This window comes from Robertkochia flava (assembly GCF_020166515.1).
Classification (GTDB): domain Bacteria; phylum Bacteroidota; class Bacteroidia; order Flavobacteriales; family Flavobacteriaceae; genus Robertkochia; species Robertkochia flava.
The window spans coordinates 37033-50091 of record NZ_JAINZT010000001.1 but is presented as its reverse complement, the minus strand read 5'-3'; the positions used below and the strand labels follow the sequence as shown (position 1 = coordinate 50091).

General features: G+C 48.0%; 11 protein-coding genes. 9 read left to right on the top strand and 2 right to left on the bottom strand.

Annotated features, from left to right (window positions below):
* The first annotated feature begins 5 nt into the window (after positions 1–5).
* Positions 6–2966: a DNA polymerase III subunit alpha gene (locus K7R11_RS00220; protein WP_224487724.1), complete on the top strand. Its 2961-nt coding sequence runs from the start codon at positions 6–8 to the stop codon at positions 2964–2966.
* Positions 2967–3592: 626 nt separating this feature from the next.
* Here the strand turns inward: K7R11_RS00220 and K7R11_RS00215 are convergent.
* On the bottom strand, positions 3593–4108 hold the full coding sequence (locus tag K7R11_RS00215; RefSeq protein ID WP_224487722.1) for a DUF456 domain-containing protein: 516 nt from the start codon (positions 4106–4108) through the stop codon (positions 3593–3595).
* A 106-nt stretch (positions 4109–4214) separates the two neighbouring features.
* On the opposite strand from K7R11_RS00215, the gene K7R11_RS00210 reads away from it, so the two are divergent.
* From K7R11_RS00210 to K7R11_RS00180, 7 genes are all read left to right on the top strand, one after another.
* Positions 4215–4706, top strand: coding sequence for an energy transducer TonB (locus K7R11_RS00210; protein ID WP_224487720.1), 492 nt, complete (start codon positions 4215–4217; stop codon positions 4704–4706).
* 146 nt (positions 4707–4852) lie between these two features.
* Positions 4853–5296: a YybH family protein gene (locus K7R11_RS00205; RefSeq protein ID WP_224487718.1), complete on the top strand. Its 444-nt coding sequence runs from the start codon at positions 4853–4855 to the stop codon at positions 5294–5296.
* A gap of 1 nt (position 5297) precedes the next feature.
* Positions 5298–5663 carry a BlaI/MecI/CopY family transcriptional regulator gene (locus K7R11_RS00200; RefSeq protein WP_224487716.1) on the top strand — a complete coding sequence of 122 codons (366 nt, stop codon included), beginning with the start codon at positions 5298–5300 and terminating at the stop codon, positions 5661–5663.
* Positions 5660–7579, top strand: a complete 1920-nt coding sequence (locus K7R11_RS00195; RefSeq protein ID WP_224487714.1) for a M56 family metallopeptidase — start codon at positions 5660–5662, stop codon at positions 7577–7579. The genes K7R11_RS00200 and K7R11_RS00195 overlap by 4 nt, the downstream gene beginning before the upstream one ends.
* A 476-nt stretch (positions 7580–8055) precedes the next feature.
* Complete coding sequence (locus K7R11_RS00190; protein ID WP_224487712.1) at positions 8056–8532, top strand: energy transducer TonB; 477 nt, start codon at positions 8056–8058, stop codon at positions 8530–8532.
* Positions 8533–8608: 76 nt separating this feature from the next.
* The gene (gene ruvC / locus K7R11_RS00185) at positions 8609–9163 is read left to right on the top strand and encodes a crossover junction endodeoxyribonuclease RuvC (protein WP_224487711.1); all 555 of its coding nucleotides are present in this window, start codon (positions 8609–8611) and stop codon (positions 9161–9163) included.
* Positions 9164–9171: 8 nt separating this feature from the next.
* Positions 9172–9531, top strand: coding sequence for a hypothetical protein (locus tag K7R11_RS00180; RefSeq protein WP_224487709.1), 360 nt, complete (start codon positions 9172–9174; stop codon positions 9529–9531).
* Here K7R11_RS00180 and K7R11_RS00175 read toward each other — a convergent pair.
* Positions 9528–10070 (bottom strand): alpha-ketoglutarate decarboxylase, encoded by a 543-nt coding sequence (locus K7R11_RS00175; protein ID WP_224487707.1) that lies wholly within the window; start codon positions 10068–10070, stop codon positions 9528–9530. The genes K7R11_RS00180 and K7R11_RS00175 overlap by 4 nt on opposite strands.
* A 108-nt stretch (positions 10071–10178) precedes the next feature.
* On the opposite strand from K7R11_RS00175, the gene K7R11_RS00170 reads away from it, so the two are divergent.
* Complete coding sequence (locus K7R11_RS00170; RefSeq protein ID WP_224487705.1) at positions 10179–12986, top strand: 2-oxoglutarate dehydrogenase E1 component; 2808 nt, start codon at positions 10179–10181, stop codon at positions 12984–12986.
* Positions 12987–13059: the final 73 nt, after the last annotated feature.

The following is a 13059-nucleotide window of genomic DNA, read 5'->3' as shown; positions in this document are numbered from 1 at the left end:
AACCCATGTACCTCAACTGCCACACATATTACAGCCTTCGTTTCGGAACCTTTTCCGAGACCGACCTGCTGGCCCTAGCCCGGGAGATGGAGGCGGGGTGTATTGCCTTAACCGATATCAATAATACCTCGGCCTGTCTGAACTTTGTGCGCAAGGCCCCGGAGTATGGGGTGCGCCCCTTGCTGGGGGTCGATTTCCGCAACGGGGTGACCCAGGAATTCGTTGCCCTGGCAGCCAATAATGAGGGCTACCGGGAGCTTAACGACTTTCTGTCGGAACATCTCTATGACGGAAAACCTTTTGAAAAGAGAGCTCCGGAATTTCACAATGCCTTTGTGGTCTATCCTTTTGAGAAGGTGCTGGAGGAAGAGATGACCGGCTTCAGCGACCGGGAATTTATCGGGGTTTCGGTGGCCGACCTGCGAAAGCTCCCTTTTTCCTGCTATATCAAAAACTACCGCGACCGCCTGGTGGTACAGCAACCGGTGACCTTCAGGAACAAGCGGGACTTCAATGCCCACCGCCTGTTACGGGCCATCGATAACAACATCCTTTTAAGCAAGCTACCAAAAGATGAGGAAGGGTCAGAAGACGAACGGATGTACCCTATGGCCAATCTGGCAGCAGCCTTCAGGGAATTCGGTTTTATCCTGAAGAATACCCGGGATCTGATGGAGCAATGCAGTATTGTATTTGATTTTTCCGATGCCAAACCCATGCAAAACCAGCGCACTTATACGGGAGATGAAGCTAAGGACTGGGAGTTGCTGCAGGAGCTTTGTGAAAAAGGTCTGCCCTACCGCTATCCGGAGGCGGGGCCGGAGATCAGGGAACGCATCGATAAGGAGCTTACCGTGATCCGGCAGATGAACTTCGTCTCTTATTTCCTGATCAACTGGGATATTGTAGGATATGCAAAGGGGCAGGGATATTTTCATGTGGGAAGGGGTAGCGGTGCCAACAGTGTTGTGGCTTACCTGCTGGGCATTACCGATGTGGATCCTATGGAGCTCGACCTCTATTTCGAGCGTTTTATTAACCTCTACCGTACGAGTCCGCCCGACTTCGATATCGACTTTTCCTGGCGCGACCGCCAGGATGTTACCCGCTACATTTTTGAGCGTTTCCCTCATGTGGCCCTGCTGGGCGCCTATGTAACCTTTCAGTACCGGGGGGTGGTGAGGGAACTCGGGAAGGTGTTCGGACTGCCCAAGGAAGAGATCGACCGGCTGTGTGAAGAGCGGCTGGTGATGAAGGAACTCGATGAGACAGCCCGGCTGGTCATGAAGTACGGGGAGCTTATCCATGGGATGCCTAATTACGTGAGCATTCATTCCAGCGGGATCCTGATCAGTGAGCGGCCCCTGCACTGCTTTTCGGCCACCAATATGCCGCCCAAGGGGTTTCCAACCGTGCAGTTCGACATGCATATTGCCGAGGATGTGGGCTTGTACAAGTTCGATATCCTCGGGCAGCGCGGACTGGCCAAGATCAAGGAGGCTATCGCTATTGTCCGGGAGAATCAGCCGGAGGCAGCCAGCTTTGATATTCACGATATCCGGAAACTGAAGCAGGATGCAAGGATCAATGCCATGGTACGCCGGGCCCAGTGTATGGGGTGTTTCTATGTAGAGTCACCGGCCATGCGCATGCTGCTTCGAAAGCTGGAGGTCGATAATTACCTGAGCCTGGTAGCGGCCAGTTCCATTATCCGGCCCGGAGTCTCTAAAAGCGGAATGATGCGGGAGTACATCCTTCGGCACCGCGATCCGGAGAGACGCAAGGAAGCGCATCCCGTAATGCAGGCCATCATGCCCGATACCTACGGGGTTATGGTATACCAGGAAGACGTGATCAAGGTGGCTCACCATTTTGCCGGGCTTACCCTGGGGGAGGCCGATGTGCTGAGGCGGGGGATGAGCGGGAAGTACCGCTCCCGGGAAGAATTTAAAAGGGTGGAAGATAAGTTTGTGAGCAACTGCCGGGAAAAGGGGTACGACGAAAAGCTGGTACAGGAGGTATGGCACCAGGTGGCCAGCTTCGCCGGGTATGCCTTTGCCAAGGGGCATTCGGCTTCCTATGCAGTGGAAAGCTACCAGAGTCTTTTTCTGCGGGCCTATTTCCCACTGGAGTATATGGTGGCCGTACTCAATAACGGCGGCGGATTCTATCGTACCGAGACCTATGTGCACGAAACCCGGATGCTGGGCGGGGAGATCCGGCCTCCCTGTGTGAACAGTAGTGGGGCGCAGCACATCATTAGAGGAAAGGTGGTTTACCTGGGGCTGCTAACCCTGCAGGACCTGGAAGAACGGACCGCCCTCCAGATCTTAAAGGAAAGAGAGCGCGAAGGGATCTTTAAGTCGCTCGACGATTTTGTAGACCGGGTACGCATCGGGATCGATCAACTCTCGATCCTGATCAGGATCAATGCCTTCAGGTTTACCGGGGTCGATAAGTACGAACTCCTATGGCATGCCCACTTTAAGCTGGGGGTGCATAAGAAACCGGAACTGCAGCAGCGTCTGTTCCGGTTACCGCATCGCAACTTTGACATTCCCGTGCTGGAAACCACCGACCTGGAAGCGGCCTTTGACCAGATCGAACTGCTGGGATTCTGCCTTTGCAGTCCGTTTGAGTTGCTCCGGGAAGCCCCGTTAAATGATCATGGGGCGAAGGATATGGAGCGCTTCCTGAATTGCAACATCGATATCTACGGCTACCTGGTTACCGTAAAGCGCACTAAAACCCAGCACGGGAAAGAGATGAACTTCGCCACCTTTATCGACCAGGCCGGCGAGGTATTCGACTGTACCCTCTTTCCGCAGGTGGCCGCCAAATACTTTTTCCGGGGGAAGGGGATCTATCGCCTCTATGGCAAGGTGGTGAGTGAGTTCGGCTACCTGAGCATCGAACTCATCAAGATGCGCAAGGAAGAGTATGTGGAGGATCCGAGGTATAAATAATTAATCCCGAAGCACGGGATTAATTATTAATTATAAATTATGGATTGTGAATTTGTTGTCTTTGCGAGTCCTGCTTTGGCGGGACGTGGCAATCTCCTGATTAGAGCTCTGTATTTAGCAAGGAGAACTATGCCCTCCCAAAGGGAGAGGGGTATGATCCTTGGTAAGATTACAGGCAAATATCTTCATAATATGCCCCTTTCTCCCGCCCTTTAGGATGGGGAAAAGGAGATAGGGGGTTGTGGCGATCTCCTCAAAGAGGGATTAATTGTTAATTATAAATGATGAATTATGGATTGTGAATTTATTGTCTTTGCGAGTCCCGCTTTGGCGGGACGTGGCAATCTCCCGATTAGAGCTCTGTATTTAGCAAGGAGAACTATGCCCTCCCCATGTAAAGCTCTGGTTTTACTTTACCCTCCCAAAGGGAGAGGGGTATGATCCTTGGTAAGATTACAGGCAAATATCTTCATAATATGCCCCTTTCTCCCGCCCTTTAGGGTGGGGAAAAGGAGATAGGGGGTTGTGGCGATCTCTTCAAAGAGGGATTAATTATAAATGAAAGAAGAATCCATTCCTTAATATCAATTCACAATTCACCACTCACCACTCACCTTCATCACCTGTCACCCTCCAAGCGAAAAGATCTCCCCCTTATATTCCCAGACCTTCCAGATAAATATCCCGAGGTAGATCATGCAGATCAGGAATTTCAGAAAGGTGCCGGTAAGGAAGCCCAGGAACGACCCGAAGGCGGCCTTAAAGGCCTGTTTGTGTCCGGCCTTATTCAGGAATTCCCCGGCCAGGGCTCCTAAAAAGGGCCAGATAATAATGCCCAGCACCCCGAATATGGGAAACACCAGGGCAACCAGCAATCCGATCGTGGTTCCCCAGATCCCGGCCTTACTGCCTCCAAAACGTTTGGTGCCGGCCGCAGGAATAATATAGTCCAGGATCACCACCAGAATGGCCATGGCCAGGGTAACGCCCAGCATCCACCAGTTCATGGGCACGCTCTTGGTGAGGTAGAGCAGCAGCAGTCCGACCCAGCTCAGGGGTGGCCCGGGCAGGGCAGGAAGAAAACTTCCAAGGAGTCCGATCAGCAGCAAAAGCAATCCTAATAAAATAAGAAAGATGTCCATAGCGATTGATTATACAGGGTTAAGATAGTATTTAAATTTCACCTTTCATTCCAGAGATTAATTTCTATATTACATGCTCTTTTTCTAATATCCTGAATTTTCTTATATGAGCACTACCCCGATCTCTTGGTTATCCCGCTACTATTTAAACATGTTCGCCGGAGTTTTGGTAATCTTATTTTCAGCCTGCGGCACACTTCCGGAACATACGGTTTCAGGAACGCAACTGGTGCCGGAGGCACGAGATGCGGGCGCCATGCCCTTTGAAGCTGTTGCGGAGAAGCCCCGGTTTGAATACGACTGTGACAAGGATGAAGCCCAATGTTTTATGGATGTATTGGATGCCATTGTTCGCAATAACTTCGTATATCCTGAAGATGCGCTGCGTCGCAGAGTCGATGGCACGGTTATAATGACCATTGGTATCCGGGCAAATGGGGAGGTGACTGTAGTGGGGGTAGATGGTCCTGATCCGGTTCTTGAGCAGGCTTCTCTTGGCTATCTGAACGATATTCCTAATGTATATGCGGGGAAGGATGAATTTGGAAATCCTGTTCCTGTGGAATTCGAGTATCCAGTCAATTTTCTAATTCGATAATATATCCATCTAAGAGCGTCTTTTGGGATCTCTAAATCCCAATGCTGATTATTTTGAGATGACTGATTTTGCATTTTTATAACTAAAACTTTAGTTGAAACTAAATATTTAGTTATATTTGTTTTCACAGTATGAATAACTTAGCTATGAGGTCACAGGCAATTCATATCATTCTGGCTGCAATTTTAGCATTGTTTCCTTTGGGAGGAATAGCACAGCAACAGGATATCGTCTCCGCGGTACTGGCCGCCAACCGGGCAATGGAAGACGCGTTTAATACAAAAGAGTATGCTGCTGTAGCTGCCTTCTACACCGATGATGCAGTACTGATCACTGATGCTAATGAGGTGTCCGGTCGGGAGGCGATCGATGCCTATTGGTCAGGAATGGAAAGCCTGGGGATTTCCTGGGAATTGGAGAATACAGAGATCATTCCGGATCGGACTTCTGCAGTGCAACGCGGAATTTCACATTTGACATATCGAAACAAGGAAGGTCGGGAAGTCGTGTCCCGGGTAAAATTCACCCTGTTATGGGTGGAGCGCAACGGGGAATGGAAAATACGCATCGATCATTATTCAAGATTGTAATATGAAACAATTAACCAAGGCAGAAGAAGAGGTGATGCAGATCCTCTGGAAATTAAAGAAAGCCAATGTCAAGGCGGTTTTAAAGGAACTGCCGGATCCTAAACCGGCCTACAATACTGTGTCTACCATCATTCGTATTCTGGAAAGCAAGGGCTTTGCAGATCACGAGCCAAAGGGCAAAGGCTATCTCTATTTCCCTCTGGTGGCTAAAGAAGAATACAGCAACCAGTCGATCAATTCGGTGGTGGATAAATACTTTCAGGGCTCGTTCAAGAGCATGGTGTCCTTCTTTGTGAAAAAGAATGACCTGAGCCTGAAGGAGATGGAAGAGATCATGAAAGAAATTGAAAAAAACAAGGAATTATGATACGGTATCTGATCATTATGCTCACCTGTCAGGTTGTATTCCTGCTGGTATACGACCAGTTCCTTAAGAAAGAGACCTTTTTTAACTGGAATCGTATATACCTGTTGTTGACGCCTCTGGTATCCCTGCTCGTACCTTTTATTAAACTGGAGGCGTTGAAAACCACAGCGCCCGAACCGCTGTCTAATGCCTTTCCGGTGATCTTCCTGGAGCCGACACCTGCAGTTGTAGAAGCTGCTGCGGTCTCTTCAGGTTGGGAATTAACTCCCTGGCAATGGGTGGCCCTCTCCGGTAGCCTTGTTGCGATGCTTTTCTTTATCTATAAACTGGGACTGCTTTTCAGATTGCGGTATCATGCCACTATCAGACGATTCCGGGAATACCTGCAGGTGGAAGTGGAGCAGGGAGAAATGGCTTTTTCCTTCTTCAGGCAGATCTTCCTGGGAAGAAAAGTGTTGGAGCGCAAACACGATCACATCATCGAACACGAACTGGTGCATATCCGCGAAGGGCATACCTGGGACCTGATGTATTTCGAACTGCTGCGCATCCTGTTCTGGTTTAATCCGCTGGTCTATGTATACCAGGCCAGGATCACCGAGCTGCATGAATATATAGCCGATGCTCAAATGGCCGGATCGCATAAAAAGGAAACCTATCAATACTTACTGGAAGAGGTCTTCCAGACCCAAAAGATCTCATTCATCAATTCATTTTTCAATCATTCATTAATCAAAAAACGAATCGTTATGTTACATCAAAACCGATCGAAGACGATCAGAAAATTCAAGTATTTGCTCATGCTTCCTCTTTTGCTGGGAATGCTGATTTATACTTCCTGTGAGCAGGAGGTCAATAATCAGGAAGGAAGCGAACTGGTTATTGAAAACCCTCAGCTGCAGAAATACTATAATATGTACAAGGATGAGATTCATACCCAGCAGGAACTGAAGATGAAGTTATCGGAGATCTATCAGGAAAGCAAAAAGGAGGGAGTTCTTTCTGAGGAACAGTTCTATCGGCAGGCAGCCCTGTTTCTGATCAATGAGAAGATGTTTCAGGATGACATGGGCTTAACAGATCCCGATAACAATATTTCTTCTCAATATTTGAACGCTTCCTATGAAGAATATTTAAAAACATCTGGGAAGACTGGAGAGAAATCTGTCGGGACTCCCTTTACAGAGATCCCGGTAAAGCCGAGTTTTAAGACCCCATGTGAGGACGGGCAAGAGGCGTTTAAGTGTTTTACCGCGAAGCTTAATCAGCATGTCATCGAGAATTTCAGCTATCCGGAGGATGCCAGGATGAATGGTTACGAAGGCACCGCCTATGTGCTCATGAAGATCGATGTTCAGGGCGTGGTGCATGTGGAGCACGTAAAATCCAGTCATGAATCCCTTGCTGCAGAAGCAAGACGGATCATAGAAAGCCTTCCTGTTTTGAATCCGGGTGGAGATGAAGATGGCAACCCTGTTCCAGTAACCTTGGCTTACCCTATAGTATTTAAGTTGGCGGGAGATTCAATTGAGAATGTCGATACTCAAAAGTCCTCGTCAATTAAAGATGTCCCCTTTTTAGAAATCCCGGTAAAACCCAGTTTTAAATCGCCCTGTGCAGACGGACAGGAGGCCTTTGAATGTTTTAAGGAGAAACTCAATGCTCATGTCATGGAAAACTTCAGCTATCCTGAAGAGGCGAGAAGGCAAGGAATTCAAGGCCGGGTTTATATTAATTTCCGAATTAATGAGGATGGAAGCGTTCAGGTGATTAACTCCAGGGCTCCGCATAGCCTTCTGGATCAGGAAGCCCGGAGAATTATTGAATCCCTGCCTGATTTTAATCCCGGAGGCGACCTGGATGGCAACCCCGTTCCTGTAACCTTTGCTTACCCCATCGTATTTCAGCTTGACTGATTCAACGTATAGTAAATGTTGTAATCACCATAGATTTGGCCGGGGCGTTTTGCTCCGGCTTTTTATTTCAAAATAATCTCCTATTATTTTTATTCTTAGAATTAGAATATGTTTTGTAAAAGGCTTGTTGAAATTTCTGAAGTTTTGAAAGATATGGTCGGTGTCGATTCGTCAATAGGGCTCTGTAGGCCAGCAAAAATGAACAGTAAGCCATTCAAGGTTTTTTTAGACTGTTCAAGATGTAATGTCCTTTCCAAAAGATTCAGGTTTACTGTTGCTATTATAAGTTGTGTCTAATAGAGCAAAAAAGTAGCGAAGCTTGAATTTTATAGGATTATTGCGTTACGTTATGGGCAGGAGGTATAATTTAGTCAAGAACGTTTCAGGCTTTGTGATAGCTGGATGTGGTCTTATAATGATTAATCACAGTTCCCAATTCTTCAAAAAATCGTATTTTCCCCCCATAATTAACCTGCATGCATAAACTGGGGCTCTTACTCTGCTGTTGCTTATTGGTGTCCTGCGACTTTTTTACCAACAGGAAAGTATCGCGGGAAGAGATCGTGCGTGAGGAAATGAAAAGCATCAACTGGAACGATGTGGATCGCTACCCCCTTTTTGAATCCTGCGACGAAACCTCAAGTCGGGCCGAACAGCGCATCTGCTTTCAGAAGGAATTCGTAAATCATTTCTACAAGACGCTCAGTAACCATCAGTTGGTGGTAAGAAGGGATATTGAAGACACTGTAAAGGTGCATCTGTTGATAGACAATACCGGGAAAATATCCCTCATATCTGTCAATAAGAGCAAGGAAACCGAGCGGCAGTTACCGGCTTTAGACGGTCTGATGGAGCTCACAGTGAGTCGTCTGCCCAAGGTGTACCCCGCATTAAAAAGGGATATCCCGGTGAGTACACGAGTGGTAATGCCGGTGGTCTTACGGGTGAACTAATCCTCTGAATACGCAATAGAACGCCTTAGAGGTGTCCGGCCCGGTAATCAGTATTAATGGCTTAAATCTTTCTTATTTGGAAAAGGAACGTATCATATTAGGGGTCGACCCGGGAACCACCATCATGGGATTCGGACTTATCAAGTGTGTGGGGCAGAAAATGACGCTGATCCAGCTGGATGAACTCATATTAAAAAAGTATACCGACCACTACCTGAAGCTGCAAAAGATCTTTGAGCATACCATAGGCCTTATCGATGCCTATCATCCTGATGAGATCGCTCTGGAAGCGCCCTTTTTCGGGAAAAACGTGCAGTCTATGCTTAAGCTGGGCCGCGCCCAGGGGGTGGCCATGGCTGCCGGACTCTCCAGGCAGATTCCCGTTACGGAGTATTCTCCGCGAAAGATCAAGATGGCCATTACCGGAAAGGGAAGTGCCAGTAAGGAACAGGTGGCTAAAATGCTGCAAAGCCTGGTGGGCTTAAAGACACTGCCAAAGAACCTGGATGCCACCGATGGCCTGGCGGTGGCAGTATGCCATTTTTACAACAGTGGGAAGGCAGTGACCTCGAAAAGCTACAGCGGCTGGGAGGCCTTTGTAAAGCAAAATGAATCGAGAATTAAAAAATAAATAGTGTCATGGGAGGAGAAATGCAAAAGGTGGAGACGATACAGGAACTTCTTTCGGTGGCCGCTGCAGAGGACCTTTATACCAAGCTGGTGCTGCAGTTAAATAAAGACCTGGCCTATGCCAATGTGGAGTTGAGTTTCGAGGAAAAGACGACTCCGGAAGACCTTAAGGGGCAACTTCATGAAATGGTGTATCGCCTGGTGAACGACAGGTTTGCAGACTACCTGAACCTGCTTTATATTATCGATGTCTCAGAAGATAAGGTGCGGCAACTCGATGGATCGGACCTGGTCAGGCTTTCTGAACAGGTTACTTTTCTGATCCTCAAAAGGGAATGGCAAAAGGTGTGGTATAAGAATCGCTACTAGAAATACACCCGCACAAAGGGGATCCAGGCATTGCCATAGATACTCTTGTCTCTGTCATAAAGCACATCATAGCGTATTCCAACCGTTACGGGTCCCGTATTAAATCCTGCTCCCAGAAATAACGCCGGATACCAGTAATCCTGGTCGATAAAGGGCACATCCCTGTCAAAATTTCTCGAAACCCGGAGTTCCTCAAATTCTGCAGACAATTGTAGCTCCCGGATGGGACTGAACAGGGCGATAACGCTCCCTCCTAAAATAGTGGAGTCGTAAAAATCCTTTTCAGAAGCATAGCTGAAATTTAGTCCGACCCCGGTGGCGAAATACGGGTTTACCTGGTAGATCGCACTAGGTGCCAGGGTAGCCGAAAAGAAATTATTTCCGAACCCAAGTCCTATGGCACCTCCATAACGCATGCGGCTGGCAAAGCTTTGTGAGGTTGGGGTTGTATAGCTCTGACTGTAAGTGGTCAAGTGGGTCAGGGTGCAAAAAAACAGGGTGAAGAGGAATTTTAAGAAATGCGCTGATCGGATTCTCATAATTGTTTTGTTGTTCCTATAAATATATTAAAATTGAATGCTGTTTTTCGCAATTATTGTACTTTTGTCTGTAAAATTTTGCCCATAAGAAGGCGTTGATAAGATAACATGGATAAATATTCCTTTTTAAATGCGGCTCACACCGCTTTTTTTGCGGAGTTATACGACCAATATTTAATAAATCCCGATAGTGTGGAACCCAGTTGGAGGGCTTTCTTCCAGGGGTTTGATTTCGGTATGGAGAATGCATCTCCCGAGGAGTTGCAGTCGATGGCTCAGGGGGAAACTTTCACTGTGGAAGTGCCCGCTACCGGAGAAAAATATGAGATTTCACATGATGTTCACAAGGAGTTTCAGGTGATTCGTCTCATCGATGCCTACCGAGGCAGGGGGCATCTGTTTACCAAGACCAATCCGGTTCGGGATCGAAGAAAATATGCTCCTACGCTCGCCCTGGAAAACTTCGGTCTGTCTGATAACGATCTGGAGACCGTTTTTAACGCAGGGGACATCCTGGGGATAGGTCCTTCTACCCTGAAGGAAATAGTAGCTCACCTGGAGGCGATCTATTGCGATGCCATAGGGGTCGAGTACATGTATATTCGCCATCCCGAGATCCTGCAGTGGATCCAGGACTGGCTCAACGTAAACGATAATCACCCGAAGTTTAAAGACGAACAGAAGAAACACATCCTGCGAAAGCTCAGTGAGGCGGTAAGTTTTGAATCGTTTCTGCATACCAAGTATGTGGGTCAGAAACGCTTCTCCCTTGAGGGTAACGAATCGCTGATACCTGCCCTGGATGCCGTGGTGGAACAAGCCTCCGACATGGGCGTGGAGCAATTCGTTATGGGGATGGCACACCGGGGGCGTCTGAACGTCCTCACCAATATTTTTGGAAAAAGTGCCAGGGATATCTTCAGTGAGTTTGATGGAAAGGATTATGAGATCGACTCCTTCGATGGAGACGTAAAATACCACCTTGGGTGGACCAGTGACCGGGAGACCGACAATGGGAATAAGATCAATATGAATATTGCTCCCAACCCGTCTCACCTGGAAACCGTAGGTCCTGTGGTGCAGGGTATAGCCCGCGCCAAGCAGGATCATTACACCCCCGATGACCTCTCGAAGGTGCTGCCAATCGTGGTTCACGGAGATGCAGCGGTAGCCGGGCAGGGTGTAGTGTATGAAGTGGTGCAAATGGCCGGACTTGACGGGTATCGTACCGGGGGAACCATCCATATTGTGGTGAATAACCAGATCGGATTTACCACCAACTACCTCGATGCGCGTACCTCTACCTATTGTACCGATGTCGGAAAGGTAACCCTGAGTCCTGTACTGCATGTCAATGCCGATGATGCAGAGGCCGTGGTACATGCTTCCCGATTTGCGCTGGAATACCGTATGCGTTTTGGTCGGGATGTCTTTATCGACCTCCTCGGGTACAGGAAATACGGACACAATGAAGGGGATGAACCTCGTTTTACCCAGCCAAAATTGTACAAGGCTATCGCCAAGCACAAGAACCCCAGGGATATCTATGCTGAGAAGCTGATCGCTGAAGGAGTGATCACCGAAGATTATGTGAAAGATCTTGATAGTAAATACAAGGCCGTACTGGAGGAAGAACTGGAAGATTCCAGGAAGATTAGCCAGACGGTTATCAAACCGTTTATGCAGGATGAATGGAGTGGTTTTAACCGTGCCAGAAAAGAGGAGATGTGCGCCCCTGTGGATACGTCATACTCTCTTGAAAAACTGTCTGCTATAGCAAAGGCCATCACCACTTTGCCGGATGATAAGAAATTCATAAGAAAGATCGAGCGTTTGATTGGGGAACGGTATAAAATGTTCTTCGAAAATAATAAACTGGACTGGGCTATGGGTGAGCTTCTTGCCTATGGTTCATTGCTGGAAGAAGGATTTGGTGTAAGGATCACCGGTCAGGATGTGGAGCGGGGAACCTTTTCGCATCGTCATGCGGTGATCAAGGTGGAAGACTCGGAAGAAGAAGTGGTGTTGCTCAGTGATTTGGGAGAACATCAGAACGGGAAGTTCGACATTTATAACTCCTTGCTTTCGGAGTATGGAGTGGTTGGCTTTGACTACGGTTATGCCATGGCAAATCCGAACACCCTTGCTATCTGGGAGGCGCAATTCGGGGATTTCAGTAACGGAGCCCAGATCATGATCGACCAGTATATCAGCTCTGCAGAAGACAAATGGAAAATGCAGAACGGATTGGTGATGTTGTTGCCGCATGGATACGAGGGCCAGGGAGCCGAACACTCTTCGGCCCGTATGGAGCGTTACCTGCAGCTGTGCGCAAAGGATAATATGTATGTGGCCGATGTAACCACCCCGGCTAACTTCTTTCACCTGTTAAGAAGACAAATGAAGGCCGATTTCAGAAAGCCGCTCATCGTCTTTACTCCGAAAAGCCTCCTGAGGCATCCCAAGGTAGTCTCCACCAAAGAGGAGCTCGCCAACGGAAGTTTCCAGATGGTCATTGACGACAGTGAAGTGAAGAAAGATAAGGTGAAGTCGGTCGTGTTCTGTACCGGGAAGTTCTATTATGATCTGCTCGCCGCCCGTGAAGAAAAAGGAAAGACAGAAGATGTGGCTCTGGTGCGATTGGAGCAGTTATTCCCACTTCCGGAAAACGAGATCAAAGCGGTTATAGCAGGGTACAAGAACGCCGATGAGGTGGTATGGGCCCAGGAAGAACCCAGAAATATGGGGGCCTGGTCTTACCTGTTGCTACACATGCCTGAGGCAGCTAAGTTCCGTGTGGCGTCGAGACGATTCTATTCTGCTCCGGCAGCCGGAAGTGCTACCAGGTCCAGGATCCGTCGCCAGGAAGTGATCGATTATGTTTTCGATGCTGCAAAAGATAATATGCGAGATTAAAGACAACGGGATATTGGATATATTTGTATCGGACATCCTTTTAAGCCAAATACAAAACAAGAATTTAAAGACT